General features: G+C 69.7%; 14 protein-coding genes and 1 tRNA gene. 7 read left to right on the top strand and 8 right to left on the bottom strand.

Going from position 1 to position 16,054, the window contains the following annotated elements; genetic code table 11:
* The first annotated feature begins 216 nt into the window (after positions 1-216).
* Positions 217-867, top strand: a complete 651-nt coding sequence (locus tag DFR50_RS21800; protein ID WP_147262843.1) for a 3'-5' exonuclease — start codon at positions 217-219, stop codon at positions 865-867.
* Positions 868-1,297: 430 nt separating this feature from the next.
* Here DFR50_RS21800 and DFR50_RS21795 read toward each other — a convergent pair whose 3' ends face one another.
* From DFR50_RS21795 to DFR50_RS21785, 3 genes are read right to left on the bottom strand one after another with little or no spacing between them, the layout of a single operon-like run.
* Positions 1,298-1,879: an ActR/PrrA/RegA family redox response regulator transcription factor gene (locus DFR50_RS21795; RefSeq protein WP_113891377.1), complete on the bottom strand. Its 582-nt coding sequence runs from the start codon at positions 1,877-1,879 to the stop codon at positions 1,298-1,300.
* A 46-nt stretch (positions 1,880-1,925) separates the two neighbouring features.
* Positions 1,926-3,251, bottom strand: a complete 1,326-nt coding sequence (locus DFR50_RS21790) for an ActS/PrrB/RegB family redox-sensitive histidine kinase (protein WP_113891439.1) — start codon at positions 3,249-3,251, stop codon at positions 1,926-1,928.
* A gap of 32 nt (positions 3,252-3,283) precedes the next feature.
* Positions 3,284-3,817 carry an SH3 domain-containing protein gene (locus DFR50_RS21785; protein ID WP_113891438.1) on the bottom strand — a complete coding sequence of 178 codons (534 nt, stop codon included), beginning with the start codon at positions 3,815-3,817 and terminating at the stop codon, positions 3,284-3,286.
* 206 nt (positions 3,818-4,023) lie between these two features.
* Here DFR50_RS21785 and DFR50_RS21780 point away from each other — a divergent pair, with 206 nt between their 5' ends.
* Positions 4,024-5,019 (top strand): 2-hydroxyacid dehydrogenase, encoded by a 996-nt coding sequence (locus DFR50_RS21780; RefSeq protein WP_113891376.1) that lies wholly within the window; start codon positions 4,024-4,026, stop codon positions 5,017-5,019.
* 115 nt (positions 5,020-5,134) lie between these two features.
* Here the strand turns inward: DFR50_RS21780 and rlmB are convergent, their stop codons facing one another.
* The gene (gene rlmB / locus DFR50_RS21775) at positions 5,135-5,992 is read right to left on the bottom strand and encodes a 23S rRNA (guanosine(2251)-2'-O)-methyltransferase RlmB (protein ID WP_113891375.1); all 858 of its coding nucleotides are present in this window, start codon (positions 5,990-5,992) and stop codon (positions 5,135-5,137) included.
* A gap of 190 nt (positions 5,993-6,182) precedes the next feature.
* On the opposite strand from rlmB, the gene DFR50_RS21770 reads away from it, so the two are divergent.
* Both DFR50_RS21770 and DFR50_RS21765 read left to right on the top strand, forming a co-directional pair.
* Positions 6,183-6,267: transfer RNA gene (locus DFR50_RS21770), tRNA-Tyr, on the top strand.
* 243 nt (positions 6,268-6,510) lie between these two features.
* Positions 6,511-8,445, top strand: coding sequence for a Do family serine endopeptidase (locus tag DFR50_RS21765; RefSeq protein WP_113891374.1), 1,935 nt, complete (start codon positions 6,511-6,513; stop codon positions 8,443-8,445).
* Positions 8,446-8,554: 109 nt separating this feature from the next.
* Here DFR50_RS21765 and DFR50_RS21760 read toward each other — a convergent pair whose 3' ends face one another.
* Positions 8,555-9,484, bottom strand: a complete 930-nt coding sequence (locus DFR50_RS21760; RefSeq protein ID WP_113891373.1) for a LysR family transcriptional regulator — start codon at positions 9,482-9,484, stop codon at positions 8,555-8,557.
* Between the two features lie 111 nt (positions 9,485-9,595).
* Between DFR50_RS21760 and DFR50_RS21755 the strand changes: the two genes are divergently transcribed.
* Positions 9,596-10,456, top strand: a complete 861-nt coding sequence (locus tag DFR50_RS21755; protein WP_113891372.1) for a hypothetical protein — start codon at positions 9,596-9,598, stop codon at positions 10,454-10,456.
* Between the two features lie 9 nt (positions 10,457-10,465).
* Positions 10,466-11,041 carry a YceI family protein gene (locus tag DFR50_RS21750; RefSeq protein WP_113891371.1) on the top strand — a complete coding sequence of 192 codons (576 nt, stop codon included), beginning with the start codon at positions 10,466-10,468 and terminating at the stop codon, positions 11,039-11,041.
* Positions 11,042-11,342: 301 nt separating this feature from the next.
* Here the strand turns inward: DFR50_RS21750 and DFR50_RS21745 are convergent, their stop codons facing one another.
* Together DFR50_RS21745 and DFR50_RS21740 are read right to left on the bottom strand one after the other, a co-directional pair.
* A complete protein-coding gene (locus tag DFR50_RS21745; protein WP_113891370.1) occupies positions 11,343-12,038 on the bottom strand; it encodes an alpha/beta hydrolase in 696 nt (231 codons plus the stop codon).
* Positions 12,039-12,072: 34 nt separating this feature from the next.
* Entirely contained in the window at positions 12,073-12,813 is a 741-nt protein-coding gene (locus tag DFR50_RS21740; protein ID WP_245428026.1) for a DNA-3-methyladenine glycosylase family protein, read from the bottom strand.
* Between DFR50_RS21740 and gluQRS the strand changes: the two genes are divergently transcribed.
* A complete protein-coding gene (gene gluQRS / locus DFR50_RS21735) occupies positions 12,812-13,705 on the top strand; it encodes a tRNA glutamyl-Q(34) synthetase GluQRS (protein WP_113891369.1) in 894 nt (297 codons plus the stop codon). The genes DFR50_RS21740 and gluQRS overlap by 2 nt on opposite strands.
* On the opposite strand, the gene DFR50_RS21730 is transcribed toward gluQRS, so the two are convergent.
* Positions 13,698-15,734, bottom strand: coding sequence for a peptidoglycan DD-metalloendopeptidase family protein (locus DFR50_RS21730; protein ID WP_245428024.1), 2,037 nt, complete (start codon positions 15,732-15,734; stop codon positions 13,698-13,700). The two genes, gluQRS and DFR50_RS21730, sit on opposite strands and share 8 nt — an antisense overlap.
* Positions 15,735-16,054: the final 320 nt, after the last annotated feature.

The raw sequence follows: 16,054 nt of genomic DNA, 5'->3' as shown, positions 1-16,054 counted from the left end.
TTCGCGGTCGCGACCCGCAAGGCTCCGTCCGTCCTCAGCGCCAGGATGCGCCGATCGCCTGGATTGGGACAAGAGACGATCTGGCCCTCCGGGCCGAAACCTCGAACCTCGCGTGGTCCTCATCGATCCGGTTTTCGAAACCGGAGACATTCGGTCGGACGCCGTGACGCCGATTGGAGAAACGCGTAGGAATTGGCGCTGACTCGGAGCGCCGCGATGTACATGCCGAATTTCCTCGACGGTTTCGATCGGCTGGTCGTCTTCGACGCCGAGACGACTGGCAAGCCGACGCCGAGCGCCGAGTTCATTCGCAAGCAGCCTTTCGCGTGGAAAGCCCCTGGCGTCGTCATCGAAGTCGGTTTCGTCGAATTGCTGCGCGAAGGTGAGATTTGGCGCAAGGGCGAGACGTGGAGTTCCCGGGTCAACCCCGATGGGCCAGTCAACCCCGATGCCATCAAGGTCCACAAGATTCGGCCCGCCGAACTCAAGAACGCGCCACGGTTCCCGACCATCCTTCCAAGAGTGAAAGACTTCGTTGGAGACTCGCCGATCGTGGCCCACGCCTACGAGAACGAGCGAGGTTTTCTCGACTATGAGTTCGCCCGCGCCAAGGTGATCGCGTGGGGGGAGAGCGCCTACCCCGACGAGCGTTACTTATGCACTCAGGTCCTGTTCGCCCAGCTTTTCCCAGGCGCCACCAGGTCTCTGACTGCGATGTGCGATCGTCTGGTGATTGACAGCAGCGAAAGAGACGGCCGGCACGGCGCCTTGCTGGACGCCGAGATGACAGCCGATGCGCTCATCCTGCTCGAGCGCCAACTCAAGCACGGTGAGAGCGGCGCGCCGAGATCATGGGCGTCGACCTGACAGGCCCGGAGTCTCGCCGTCCGCAACAGGCGGCGCGGCGCCGCGCCGGGGGCAACGCTTGTGTGAACGTCGAAACTTCATTCGGGTCGCTCCCCGACCGCGACAATTGATACTCCGAGCCGGAAGGGTGGATCGTCCTTGCCACAGCCCGCGAGGCGCGGCCCAATCCGGTCGCGCTGTCGCAAGAGAAATGATCACGCGGCAAGCCGCGACGTCTCGCCGGGAGACAGCTCGGATCGACCGCTGTCGGCGCCCGGCGAGACAGCGGAAGCAGGCGGCGGGGCGCGCTGAAGGGGGGACGAAGGCGTCGCGCTCCGTCGCCGCCGAGATCGGCGGCTTCCCGCAGGCCGCTGCCCGAGAACGTCCCGCGCAGATCGGGGTCCTCGACCCCGAGCCGACCGCCCGGGCCGCCCCGGCCCGGGAGCGCGCCCTACTTCGGCGCGCGCTTGGCGAGGATCCGCGGCAGCGTTCGCCGGTGCATGTTGAGCTGGCGCGCGGTCTCGGACACGTTGCGCTCGCAGGCTTCGTAGATGCGCTGGATGTGCTCCCAGCGCACCCGGTCCGCCGACATCGGCGGGTCGTGCTCGGCCGGCGTGTCGAGCCGGCCGGCCATCAGCGCGGCGACCACGTCGTCGGCGTTGGCGGGTTTGGCGAGGTAATCGAAGGCGCCGAGCTTGACCGCCATCACCGCGGTCGCGATCGCGCCGTAGCCGGTCAGGATGACGCCGCGCGAATCGGGACGCCGCGCCTTGAGAGCGCGCATCACATCGAGGCCGCTGCCGTCGCCAAGCCTCAGATCGATCACGGCGAAGGCGGGCGGCGACGTCTCGATCGCGGCCAGCGCCTCGGACACGTTGGTGGCGGTGCGCGCGATGAAACCGCGCGCCGCCATGGCGCGAGCAAGCCTGTCGCAGAACAGGCGATCGTCGTCCACGACGAGCAGCGACTTGTCGAGGGTCTCCCCGCCGCTCTGACTCTGGCTCGTCGACTGGTGGGATGCGTCCTTGTCCATACCGTCCGTGTTAACGCAAACAGGTTCGCCAGCAAAATCTTATCGACTATTTATCGCCGCGTCGACCCTCCTCGTAGGCGCTGCGCGCCCACTGCACCGTGATGAGGGCGCCGGTCGCGGGCGGGGAGGCGTTGTCGAAGCGCAGGCTCGCGCGCGACCGCTCGAGCAGCGAACGCGCGATGAACAGTCCGAGGCCGAGCCCGCCGCCCGCCTTCTCCGACCGCCGCGCCCGGTCCCGTTCCGACAGGTAGGGCTCTCCGATCCGCGACAGCACGCCCGGAGGAAATCCCGCCCCGTCGTCCGAAACGACGATCGTCACTGTCGATCGTGTCCAGTCGGCGCTGATCTTGACCTCGCGTTCGGCGAAACTCACCGCGTTCTCGATCAGATTGCCGAGACCGTAGAGAACTCCGGGGTTGCGCGGACATTTCGGCGGCGGCTCGGGCCCTTCGCCGACGACGGAAATGGCGATGCCGAGCAGGCGATGGGGCGCCGCGGCGAGCTCCGCGAGCTCCACCGGGCTCGACACGTCCATGGGCTGCCCGGAGAGATCCGCGGGCGCCGACAGTTTTCCGAGAATCGCCCGGCACCGATCCACCGATTCCTCGAGCAGGCTCAGGTCGTCGGCGAACGCTTCGTCGTGCGGCTTCTGGGCCGCCATTTCCCTGACCACCAGCGCGACCGTCGCGAGCGGCGTGCCCAGTTCGTGCGCGGCGGCGGCGGCGAGGCCGTCGAGTTGCGAAAGATGCTGGACCCGCGCCAGAACGAGCTCGGCCGCCGTCAGCGCGCTCGCGGTCTGGCGGGTTTCGGCGGCCACCCGATGGGCGTAGAGCGTCAGGAACGCCGCGCTGACCACGAGCGCGAGCCAGAGCCCCGCGACATAGAGCGGGGGAAGGTCCAGCTCGCCGCCGCCGATCCAGGGCAGCGGAAGGTTGAAGCGCAGCAGCGCGGTCGCGCAGACCAGCGCCAGCGCCGAAAGGCCAAGCGCCCGGTCGAGCGGCAACGACCCGGCCGCGATGACGATCGGCGCGAGCAGCAGAATGACGAAGGGGTTGGACACTCCGCCGGTGAGGAAAAGCAGGCCCGCGAGCTGAAGAATGTCGTAGGCGAGAAAGATCGTGGCGTCGCGCTCGCTCAGGAGGACGCTCTTCGGATAGAACCATCGCAGCGCGAGGTTGAGCGCGGCGGAGGCGGCGATCAGGGCGAAGCAGGCGACCGCCGGGAAGCCGAGGCCGAGGCCGAACACGCCGATCACGACGGCGGCCGTCTGGCCGGCGACGGCGAGCCACCTGAGGGCGATGAGGGTGTTGAGCCGCAGACGCCGCGCTTCGAGTCCGAGGCCCTCCGGCTCGGGCGGCAAGACTGCGCTCATATCGCGATGACTCACGCTGCCCGACCCGTCCGTCATTCAATCTTCTCGTTGGGGTAGACCCCCCAGAGCTTGTATTGCTCGATATAGCCCTTGAAACCGTCTCCGTCGACCTGACACCAGTCGCCGTCGCACTTGCGCAGGTTGACGATCACCCCCGACTGCAGCGTCGCGGCGAGGTCGGCTCCGGCGGCGGGACGGGCGTAGATCTTGGAACTCTCCCCCTTCTTGTTCGGCGTCACCAGCGCCGTTCGGCGGCCGGAGAGGAGCGAGTGCAGAACCCAGCCGTCGGCGCCTTCCGAATCGCGGATCCGCCGCCAGATCTCGAACTCCGCCGTGATCTCCACCGGCAGCCCGGCGCGCTGGTAGACCCATTTGGTCGCGTGGTCCTTGGACGGGCCCTCGCGCAGGTTCACCCGGTCGGTCTTGAGGCTCGCGAAGCGCGGCAGCGGCAGCCTGGTCACCGTGCCCACCTGGTCGGCGAAAGCCAGAGCCGGCGTCAGCGCGGCGAGGCACAGGGCGGCGAGCGCCAGGCGGCGCGTGGGCTTGGTGCGGAGGCGTCGGTTCATCGTGGATTCCTCGATGGCGGAGAGGCCATCCTTGTCTTTGCCCGGCCATCTGTTAGACAGGCCCGCGAGCCCGCCGCCGGTCGCCGGCGACGCCATTTGCTGCGTGCGGCGTTAACGGGGCGTAAACCGCTTGAAGGCGTGGACGCGATGTTCGAAGACGAAGCCAAAGCGAAAAAGGCGCAGGCAGGGCGGAAAGGGCGGCGTTCATGACCAAGAAGAAACCGGTTGTCGTCGTGACGCGGCGGCTGCCCGAACTCGTTGAAACCCGCATGCGCGAGTTGTTCGACGCCCGCCTCAACATCGAAGACAAGCCGATGTCGCAGGCCGAGATCGTCGAGGCGATGCGTGAGGCGGACGTCATCGTTCCCACCATCACCGATCACATCAACGCCGCCATGATCGCCCAGGCGGGCGACCAGATGCGCCTGATCGCGAATTTCGGCAACGGCGTCGATCACATCGACGTCACCAGCGCGCTCAGACGCGGCATCACGGTCACCAATACGCCGGGCGTCATGACCGAAGACACGGCCGACATGACGATGGCGCTGATTCTGTCGACGGCGCGCCGGCTGGTCGAGGGCTCGCACGTCATTCCCGACGGACATTGGGGCGGCTGGACGCCGACCTGGATGCTCGGCCGCCGGATCACCGGAAAGCGCCTCGGCATCATCGGCATGGGCCGCATCGGCCAGGCGGTCGCGCGGCGGGCGCGGGCGTTCGGCATGTCGATCCACTATCACAACCGCCGCCGCGTCGCGCCGCAGATCGAGGAGTCGCTCGAGGCGACCTACTGGGATTCGCTCGACCAGATGCTGGCGCGGATGGATTTCGTCTCGATCCATTGCCCGCACACGCCGGGCACCTACCATCTTCTGTCGGCACGCCGCCTCAAGCACCTGCGTCCGGACGCCATTCTGATCAACACGGCGCGCGGCGAGGTGGTCGACGAGAACGCGCTCGTGCGGATGCTGGAGGCGGGAGAACTCGCCAGCGCCGGCCTCGACGTGTTCGAGCACGCGCCGGCGGTCAACGAGAAGCTGATCGCGCTCGCGCGGGCGAGCAAGGTCACCCTCTTGCCCCACATGGGGTCGTCGACGAACGAGGGCCGCGCCGACATGGGCGAGAAGGTGATCATCAACATCCGCACGTTCGTGGACGGCCACCGTCCGCCGGACCGGGTGCTGCCGAGCATGCTGTAGGCGGACCGCCCCGCGCGCGCCGCCGCCGGGGACGAGCGACGGACCGCGCGCAAGCCCGGAATGCAACGAAGCCGACGCGCCGGTCGTCCCGCGTCGGCGCTTCGGTAGCGGCGGTTCACGCCTTCCCGACTTTCCCCCAGGCGAGCGTCAGCGCGATCGCGGCGGCGTTCGAGACGTTGAGGCTCCGGATCGCGCCGGGCAGGTCGAGGCGCGCGAGCGCGTCGCAGCGCTCGCGGGTGAGGCGGCGCAGGCCCTTGTCCTCGGCGCCGAGCACGAGCGCCAGCGGGCGGGCGAGGGGGATGGCGTCGAGCGTCGTCGGCGCTTCCGAATCGAGGCCGACGCGCTGGTATCCCATCTCGCCCATTTCGGTCAGCGCCCGCGACAGATTGGTCACCGAGCAGATCGGCACGTGTTCGAGCCCGCCCGAGGCGGACTTGGCGAGCGCGCCGGACAGTTCCGGGGCGTGGCGCTCGGTGGTGACGACGGCGTCGACGGCGAAGGCGGCGGCGGTGCGGAAGATCGCGCCGACGTTGTGCGGATCGGTGATCTGGTCGAGGACCAGCACGAGTCCGCGCGCCGGCAGTTCCGAAACATCGATCGGCGCGAGCGGCCGCGCTTCCAGCAGGACGCCCTGATGCACCGAATCGCGCGGCAAGCGGCCGGCCACCTCCTCCAGGCCGACGATGCGGGTCTCGACCCCGCGGGCGTCGATCGCGGCCTTCAGGCGCTCGGCCGCCGCGGCGGTGGCGTAGAGCCGGATCAGTTCCCGGCGCGGCGCGTTCAGCGCCGCCTCGACGCTGTGGAAGCCGTAGATCCGGGCGACGTCCGGTTCGCGCCGCTCCCGCGGCCGGTCGCGCGCCCGCCCGGCTTCGGCGGCAGGCTGCGGCGCGGCGCGCGGCTTCGCAGCGCCGGGCCGGCGCTCGTCGGATGTCCGGGGCGGCTCGGCGCCGCGCCTTTGGCGGTTGCGGGTCATGGAACGCCCTTGCGGCTTCGAGTGCGGGACGAAGCTCTAGGCCGGTTCGGGACCCCTGACCAGTGAGCGCGACGGATCGCGGCGCCGTCGGGCGCGATTTTCCAGTTGACAGTCCGAGGGTCGAGGAAAGATAAGCCGCCGACCGCGCCTCGGCCTGCCCGAGGCGTTGTCGTCCGGATCGACCGGATGCGGGGGAGTGTCCCGAGCGGCAAAGGGGGCGGACTGTAAATCCGCTGGCTAAGCCTTCGTAGGTTCGAGTCCTACCTCCCCCACCATCCTCGCCCCGCCACCCTCGATTTCCGCTGGCGCGAGACCCCTGGCCGGGTCCGCTCGGGGTCTGTGTCGTCGGGCGAGCCGGCGGTCTGATTTTTCAGCCGCGGCCGGGTTCGAGCAACAGGACCCTTCCCGAGCCTCTCGTCATCCGGGCAATCGACCCAGGGCCGGCGACCGGCTGTCCCCACGGCTTCGCTCGGCGTCACGATGCTGGCGCGATCGGGACGAATGTTCAGGGCGCCGCCATGATCGACGAGACCCGGAAGGCGGCGACGTTGGACGATCTCATCGTCTCCGATCCCGCCGTGTCGAGCGGTCGTCCCGTCGTCACGGGCGCGCGCGTCCCGATCGAGGCGCTGTTCGAAACCCTCGCCGACGGCATGGCGATCGACGCGTACGACGCCCTCGACCGAGACGATGTCGTGCGCTCCTCGAGCTTCGGCGAACCAATTCGGCCTCGGCGCCGCGCCGAAGGCCGGCGCGGCCGCGATCGTCCCCGGCCCTCGGTGCGCGCTTCCCGCCGCGTCACGCCCAGCGATCTTACCAACTGTTCATCTCCCCGAAACCGCAGCGCAAACGCCGCAAACGTAGAACGGCTCCATCGCGCCGGACACGTTCCGGTCCGTCCAGGTTCAACAGTCATGGAGTTCAAACACGTGGGCAATCTGTTTTCCGTCCGTCCGGGTCGGTCCGTGCGCGGGGCGCTGCTCGGGGCGGTCGCAGTCGCTGCGGTCGGCGCCGTGACGATCGAGGCGCTGCCGCTCTCGACCAATCCCGCCATCGCCGCCGCGCCCATGGCCTCCGCCGGCCCGGCGTCCTTCGCCGACGTCGTCGACCACGTCAAAGGCGCGGTCGTCTCGGTGAAGGTCAAGATTTCCGAGACCAAGATTTCCGACGACGAGGGCGACGCCCAGCCCATGCCCAACTTTCCGAAGGGCGGGCCGCTGGAGAAATTCTTCCGCCAGTTCGGCATGCCCGGCGCGCCGCAGCAGTTCGGCGACGGCGAGCGCCACGAACAGCGCCCGCACACCGGCATGGCCCAGGGCTCGGGCTTCTTCATTTCCCCCGACGGCTACATCGTGACCAACAACCACGTCGTCGACCACGCCACCGAGGTCACCGTCACCACCGCCGACGGCAAGACCATCCCGGCGCGCGTCGTGGGCACGGACCCCAAGACCGACCTCGCGCTGCTCAAGGTCAAGGACGGCTCGGACTTCCAGTATGTCTCGTTCGCCGCGCAGTCTCCGCGCGTCGGCGACTGGGTGATTGCGGTCGGCAATCCGTTCGGCCTCGGCGGCACGGTCACGGCCGGCATCGTTTCGGCGCGCGGCCGCGACATCGGCGCCGGCCCCTACGACGACTTCCTCCAGATCGACGCGCCGGTGAACCACGGCAACTCGGGCGGGCCGACCTTCAACGCCGAGGGCGAGGTCGTCGGCGTCAACACCGCGATCTTCTCGCCGTCAGGCGGCAGCGTCGGCATCGGCTTCGCGATCGCCAGCGACGTCGCCAAGACCGTCGTCGCGCAGCTCAAGGACAACGGCAAGGTCGCGCGCGGCTGGCTCGGCGTGCAGATCCAGCCGGTGTCGCAGGACATCGCCGACAGCCTGGGGCTCAAGGAACCCAAGGGCGCGATCGTCGACAAGGCGGAGAAGGATTCGCCCGCCGCGACCGCGGGCCTGAAGGACGGGGACGTGATCACCGCGGTCAACGGCGACTCGATCGCCGATTCCCACGACCTCGCCCGCAAGATCGCGGCGCTGGGACCGAAGAAGGACATCGTCCTGACGATCGTGCGCGGCGGCTCGACCGAGACCGTCAAGGTCACGCTGGGCTCGCTGTCGGACGAGCGCCAGGCGAGCGCCGACGCTCCGGATCGGGGGCCGAAGGACGCGATGGCGAAGTACGGCATGGCGCTCGAGCCCGCGACCGCGGTCGAGGGGGCCGGCAAGAGCGGCGTCGTCGTGGCCGGGATCGACCCCGACGGCACGGCCGCCCAGAAGGGACTGCAGACCGGCGACGTCATCCTGGCGGTCGGCGGCAAGTCGGTGTCGCATCCCTCCGAGGTCGCCGCGGCGCTCGACTCCGCCAAGTCAGACGGCAAGAAGTCGGTGCTGATGCAGGTCAAGAACGACAACGGTACGCATTTCATCGCGATGCCCACCGCGGTTTCGTAACCTCCGATCGGTCCGGTCGAGGCGGCGCCTCCCCTTCGCTCGCTTCGCCGGATCGTTCGGCGGGCCGGCCCCTCGCGGGGCCGGCCCGTTTTTTTTTCGCCTGGGCGGATCAGGCCGTCTCGTCGACGCGATCGACAGGGTCCCAGTACGGCCGCCTGCCGAACCGCTCGACCAGGAAGTCGACGAAGGCGCGCACTTTCGGTGACAGATGGCGCGAGTGCGGATAGACCGCGCTCATCGCGAGGTCCTGGGCGAGGAAGCGGTCGAGCGCCGGAACGAGCGCGCCCGCGCTCAGGTCCGGGCCGACGATAAAGGTCGGCAGCAGGGCGACGCCGACGCCGGCGAGCGCCATCGCCCGCAGCGCGTCCCCGTTGTTGGCGCCGACCCGGCCAGAGACCGGGACGAGGCGCGGCTTTCCGTCCGGATCGACGAAGCGCCATTCCTCCACGCGCGCGACCGTCCGATTGCGCAGGCATTCGTGCGCCTTCAACTCGTCGGGGGCCTGCGGCGTCCCCCGCCGGCCGAAGTAGTCGGGACTCGCACACAAAGTCAGCCGGATCGGCGCGATCCGCCGCGCCACGAGACTCGAATCCGGCAGGGCGCCGATTCGCAGCGCCACGTCGAAGCCGTCGTCGACCAGGTCGACGAAGCGGTCGCTGAGCGCCATCTCGACGTCGACCTCGGGAAAGCGGGCGAGAAACTCCGGCAGGGCCGGGGCGAGGTGGAGAAACCCGAAGCTCATCGGCGCGCTGACCTGGAGGCGCCCGCGCGGGCGCGCCTGAAGCCGCCCGAGAGCGCGATCGGCGTCTTCAAGGTCGGCGAGAATCCGGGTCACCCGCTCCAGATAGCCGCGGCCGGCCTCGGTCAGGTTCAGCGATCGCGTCGTGCGGTTGAACAGCCGCGCGCCGAGCTCGGTCTCGAGCGCGCCGACGCTCCGGCTGACGGCCGATTTCGAGATGCGAAGGCGCCGCGCCGCTTCGGAAAACGACTGCGTCTCCGCGACCCTGACAAACGCTTCGAGCGCGGCGAATCGGTCCATTGTTGCTCCAAACGCAACAGCTATGTGCCAGGATCGTAAATTGTCCCGCAATTCATAGCAAGGTACCGGTTTGTAGCGGCGGCGCCCCGGCCGCCTCTCTCGGAACCGCCCATGGACGCGATCGTCGACAGCCCCTTCCTGCCCGTCCTTTCGGCCTGCGTCATTGTGGCGCTGGCGTTCGCCGCCGCGGCGCGGCTGAGCGGGTCGCGCACGGCGGCGACGCTCGCCGCGCCCGCCGTCTTCCTCGTCGCCTATGTCGTCACCTACCAGAAGATTCCGACTTTCCCGCCCGTCGGCGCCGCCAACAAGGTCTTTTATGTCGCGGTCGCCGTGACGCTGGCGGCGCTGGCCCTCGACGCATTCGCATCGCTTCCGCGCTGGGCGCTCGCCGGGCTCGCTTCCCTGGTCGCCGCCGGATGGGTGGGGTCGACGAAGCTGGCCAATCCCGATTCGATCGGCCTCGTTCTGTTCCCCGCGCTCGTCCTCGGCGGTGGTCTCGCGCTGTGGGGCCTCGATCGCCTCGCGGCCGAGCCTCGACCCTCGGGCGGGGGCGCCGCGGCGCTCGCGGGTCTGGCGGCGGTCTCCGCGCTGTCGGCGCCGGCGCTGCTGTTCGGCGGGTCGTCGACCGGAGTGGGCCTTTGCCTCGGGCTGGCTGCGGGCGCGGCCGTGCTGTCGGCGGACGGGTTTCTCGCCCCGCGCCGGCTCGGTCCTGCGGCGATGCTCGGCGCCGGGAGCGGCCTCCTCGCCGCGCTCGACACCATTGCGCTCGTCACTCGCAACGCCGATCCCTTCGCCCTGGCGCTGATCGCGCTCGCGCCCTTCCTCGGCCCGCTGGCTGCTCGCCTGCTGCCGCCCGCCCTCGAGAGGCGTCCCGTCGTCGCATGGGTCGTGTCCGGGCTGGCCATCCTGTCACCGCTGCCGGTGATCGTGGCGCTCCTGCTGCTGCGTCACGACAATCCCCTCGCAACCTGAGGACTTCCCATGCGCTTCCTTGCACCGCTCGCGCTCGCCTCGTTCGCCGCTCTCGGCGTCTCCGCTCCGGCGTTCGCCGGCGCCGACTACAAGATCGACCCGAGCCACACCCATGTTCTCTTCATGGTCGACCACCTCGGCTTTTCGAAAATGATCGGCCTGTTCGGCGACACGACCGGCGCGGTCGCGTTCGACCCGGCCAATCCCGCGGCGAGCAAGCTCAGCGTCGACATCAAGACGGCGAGCCTTCAGTCGCAGTTCGGCCCGCGCGACACCGACCTCAAGGGGGCGGACTGGTTCAACGTCGCCGAGTTCCCGGACATGACGTTCGTCGGCAAGACCTTCAAGAAGACGGGAGACAAGTCCGGCGAACTCACCGGCGATCTCACCCTGCTCGGCGTCACCAAGCCGGTCACGCTCGAGGTCGCCTTCAACAAGGCGGGCGTTCGCCCGACCGACAAGGCCGACGCAGTCGGATTCTCGGCGAGGGGCTCGCTGAACCGCTCGGACTTCGGTCTGAAGACCTACATTCCCTACATCGGCGACAAGGTCGACCTGATCATCGAGAGCGAAGCCATTCGCTGACACAGCCGCTCCCTGGCCACCCGTTTTCGAGATAATCGGACCGACGATCACTGGTGGCCGAAGAACCTTTGACTTTTCAGGATTAGATGGGAATTTTTGATCGGCGCCGCAACTTTTGCTCGCAAACTGGAACGAAAGTTCTTGCCTTTGCTGCGGTGCAGCACTAGATAGGTCGGGTGCGGCGCGGTTGCGCTGCACATGCCCTCCTTGGGCGTTTCCTCCCTAGACTCGAAGGCCGCCGAAAGGCGGCCTCCTTTTTTTTGGGGGGGCCGCGCGACGGCCCGGGCGCCGGGTCGCGGGCTCAGCGCTTGGGAGCGCGAAGCGCCTGCGCGAGAAACAGGCCGCCGTGCTGAAGGCCGCCGCCGTCGATGCCGTGCGCGACGCCGAAGGAAATGTGCCACTGGGTCGGAATGTCGGCGCCGGCCAGCCCGTCGGCCGCCGCGAACAGGGCGTCGACCGGGATGAGCGGGTCGCGGTCGCCGTGGACGAGAAGCACCGGCGGCGGCGCGCCGCGGGCGTCCCGCGCCTTGGCCTCGCCGAGCCGCTCGGGACCGACCAGCATACCCGAATAGCCGACGATCCCGGCGGGGGCGCGTCGGCGCCTGAGCCCGACGTGCAGCGCCATCATCGTCCCCTGGCTGAAACCGACCAGCGCCAGCCGCGACTCGTCGAGGCCGAGGCGCGCGAGTTCGGCGTCGAGGAAGGCGTCGATCGCGCCCCGGGCCTTGACGACGCCGTTCCAGCGTTCCGCGCCGCCGGCCGGATCGTCCGGCGCCGTGGAGGCGAGGGCGAACCACTGCCGGCCCATGGGCGAGGCGGCGCAGCGGTCGGGGGCGTGTGGCGACACGAAAGCCGTGTTGGGCAGCAGCTTGCGCCATTGATGGCCGATCTCGATCAGGTCGTTCCCGTCGGCGCCGTAGCCGTGCAGGAAGACGACCAGCGCGGTCGCCTTGCCGCCGCTCGCCTGTATTCGCGGTCCGTCCAGCGCAACGCTCATCGGAATCTCTCCACTTCGACTTCCGGCGTCGGACTTAGCTGGAACCGTCGGCGAGAGCCATCCCGGAACGCGCCTTCACCGCACGGTAGTAGGCCCACAGCACGCGCGCCGCCACCGCCCGCCACGGACGCCAGCGCTCGGCCAGGCGCTCGAGCCGCGCCGCGTCCGGCCGCGCCTCGAGATCGAACGCCAGTCGCGCCGCCTCCTGCAGGGCGAGGTCGCCCGCGGCGAAGGCGTCGGGATGGCCGAGGCAGAACATGAGGAAAATGTCGGCCGTCCACGGACCGATCCCGGTGATGGCGACGAGGGCGCGATGCGCCCCTTCTGCGTCGAGCTCCGCGAGGCGATCGAGATCGAGAGCGCCGTCGGCGATCGCCCGCGCCACCGCCCTCAGCGCGCGGATCTTCGCCGCCGACAGGCCGCAAGTTCTGAGATCCTCGTCGCCGACCGCGGCCAGCCGCTCCGCGTCGAGCGGCGCCACGCGCGCCTCGAGCCGGCCGAGGATCGCGCGCGCGCTCGCCACCGACACCTGCTGCGACACGACGATCGCCGCGAGCCCGGCGAACCCGGGCGCGCGCCGCCGCAGCGGCGGCGGCCCGGCGACCGCCAGAAGCCGCGCCATCAGCTCGGGATCCTGCGCGCGAAGGGCTTCGACGGCCGCGCCGAGGCTCGCTTCGTCGGCGATCGGCGGCCCGGGACGATAGAGCCGCGCGCCGGGCGGCGGCTTCCCGCGGCTTGCGCGACGGCCGGGCTTGTGCATCCGCTTGTCCGCCATGTCCGAGGCCGCCCCTTCCTCCGTCTTCCGGTTCGCGCCGACCCCCAACGGCGCGCTGCACCTGGGACACGCCTATTCCGCGCTGATGAACCAGCGCCGCGCCGGGGAGACCGGCGGACGGCTGCTGCTGCGCATTGAAGACCTCGACAGGAGTCGCTGCAAGCGCCTTCACGAGGACGCCATCCGCTTCGACCTCGCCTGGCTCGGGGTCGGTTTCGACGGCGCGCCGCGGCGCCAGAGCGAGCACACGGCCGATTATGCCGCCCGGCTCTCCCGGCTCGAGCAGGCGGGGCTCGTCTATCCGTGCTTCTGCAGCCGCGCCGAAGTCGCGCGCGCCGCCGTCGGACGCGATCCCGACGGCGCTCCGCTCTATTCGGGCGCGTGCCGGGCGCTGACCGGCGCGCAGCGGCGGGCGCGACTCGCGCGTGGCGACAAGGCGGCGCGGCGGCTGGACATGGGCCGCGCCCTCGCCGCGGTCGCGGGTCCGCTCGCCTGGATCGAGTACGGCGAGGGGACGGCGGCCGAGACCCGGATCGCCGACCCCGCGGCCTGGGGCGACGTCGTCCTCGGCGGGCGGGACCTCGCCGCGAGCTACCATCTCGCGGTCACGGTCGACGACGCGCTTCAGGGCGTGACCGACGTCGTGCGCGGGCGCGACCTGCTGGCCGCGACCTCGGTCCACCGCCTCCTGCAGGCGCTCATGGGCCTGCCGGCGCCGCGCTATCGCCACCATCGTCTCGTGCTCGACCCGGCCGGCGGCAAGCTGGCGAAGAGTCGCGGCTCGCCGTCGCTCGCCGATCTGCGGGCGCAGGGGATCTCGGCCGCCGAGGTGGTCCAAGCGCTCGGCTTCGGCCGCGCAGACGCGCCGGCGTTCGAAGTCGCGCTCAGTTGATCCTGGCGGTGAGGCCGGTCGCGGGCTTGTCGACGGATTCGGCGGCGGCGGACGGCGCCTGGGCGCGGAACGCGTCGATTCGGTCGCGTTCGCGCTTGAACGCCGCCAGCATCTTGCCGTCGAACTCGCGGGTGCGGGCGAGCTTGATCGCCATCGGGTCGACGAAATTACCGTTGATGACGACCTCGTAGTGCAGATGCGGCCCGGTCGAAAGGCCGGTCGACCCGAGATAACCGATCACCTGACCTTGCGCGACATGGGCGCCTTCGGTGACCCCGCGGCCGAAGCCGGACATGTGGTTGTAGGTGGTGACGTAGCCGTTGGCGTGCTGGATCTCGACCCGGCGCCCGTAGCCGGAGTCCCACGCCGCCTTGATGATCACGCCGTTGCCGGCGGCGTAGATCGGCGTGCCGATCGGCGCGCCCCAGTCGACGCCGGTGTGCATGCGGGTGAAGCCGAGGATGGGATGGTAGCGCATGCCGAACGGCGAGGTGATGTCGCCCTCGGCGATCGGCTTGCGCAGCAGGAATTTCCGGTTCGAGCGGCCGCTCTCGTCGTAATAATCGACGCTGTTGTCGTCAGGCGCCTGAAAACGGTAATATTTGTACGTCTGATCGTGAACGGTGAGGGTGGCGTAGAGCAGCTCGGGCCGCGGGTCGAGGTCGTCGGGGTCCGAGAAGAAGGCCTCGACCGCGTCTCCGGCCGACGTCGAGCGCTGAAAATCCACGTCGTTGGCGAACACTCGGGTCAGGAGCTCGATCATCGGTTTGGACAGGCCCTGCTTCAGCGCCGTCTCGTACAGGCTCTGATAGAGGCTCATGCCGCCCGAATCGCCCGAATCGGCCTGCGCCTTGCGCGGCGCGGCGGCGGTCCTGGCGGAGACGGGAGCGTAGTTTCCGCGATCGTCGACCGCGACGGTCGCCTTCAGCTGGTCGTCGGCGTAGACCGCGACCCGGGCGATCCGCGGCCTGTCGCCGCGCGCGCCCGGCTCCTCGGGCAGGAGAAGGATCTTCTGCCCCTCGCCGACCGGGGATTCGCCGCGCTTCACCCCGAAAGCGGCGACGATCGCGGCGGCCGCCTCGGGGGTCGCGCCATTGGCCCTGAGCACGTCCTCGAAGGATTCGCCGTGCCGCATCGCGACCAGTTTCTCCGTCGGCGAGGCGTCGTCCGGCCCGGCCGATTTGGCGACGTTGGTGACGTTTTCCGGGATCATGCGGACTTCGATCGAAGCGAACGGCGCGTTCGGGCTGACGCTGCCGACCGTCGCATAGGCGAGCGACGCGGCGAGCGGGTCGCCGGCCTGGCTCGTCCGCATCAGCATGAGCTGGGGCGGCAACGGCTGCAGGGGCGCCTTCGGCGTCTCGGGGCCTGCCTTGAGGGTCTCGACGATCTGCGCCTGCGCCTCGGCGGCCGAAAGTTCGCCGGTCGCGCCAGCGGCGTCCTGCGGCGTGAGGTCGGTCGTGCGGAACGCCACTTCGGCGTCGTCCTGCACCGGGCCCGGATCGGGCGCGGCGTCCGCCGTCGTCGCCCGGTCGCTGAGTTTCAGGGGATTGAACGGCGGCACCGCGTCGGCGAAACCGGTCGGCGTGAGCGTCAGGGTGGTCTGCAGACGGGTGAACGCGCGCGCCCTCACCACTTCCTTGTCGCCGACCTTGAGGGTCGTGGGCACGCTGTAGGTCTGCTTGTCGGATACGATGTCGACCGGCCGCAGCAACCTGTCGCCCTTGCCGCCGCTGACGCCTTCTTCCTGCGAGTCGGCCGGCGCCGCGTTGGCGACGAATTCCGGCGCGTCGGCGAAATCGTACTGGCTGTCGAGATCGAAATAGAGCGCGGCGCCGATCAGGGCGACGCCGCTCAAGCCCGTGAGCGCCGCGCCCGCGAGCCAGCGAAGCGAGGCTCTGCGGCGTTCGGCGCGGTCGAGGCGGTCGTCGCCCAGACGGATGGGCGGTTCGACGCCGAGCTCCATGCCGGCGACCGCGCGGTCGCCCCGCGCGACGAGACGAGGAAAGGCGGGAGCAGCTGTCGTCAAAACGGTTCTTTCCGCTCCGTTCCCGCGATCGAGAGCGCGGGAAGCGATCCGATCTGTTAGCGCCGACGCGGCGGCGAGGCAATCAACCGACCGAGGCGGCGCCGGGGCCTATCGCGCCGAACCGTGGCGAATGCGCGGCGGGCGCGGAATTCCGCCCGGTTTCGCCCCTCGTCACCAGCCTGTGACAAATTGTTCAAAAAAGTGTTTGACAGCCTTCGAGCCCGGCCCTATATCGCTGCCACTGGACGACGACGGCGCTGCGGAGACGCGGTGGCGGGCGGGGTTCGGTTTCGGGAACTTCCTGAGCGGCTCCTCCCTGC

It is taken from the genome of Roseiarcus fermentans, from assembly GCF_003315135.1.
Classification (GTDB): Bacteria; Pseudomonadota; Alphaproteobacteria; order Rhizobiales; family Beijerinckiaceae; genus Roseiarcus; species Roseiarcus fermentans.
This window is presented reverse-complemented; position numbering and strand designations above follow the sequence as displayed.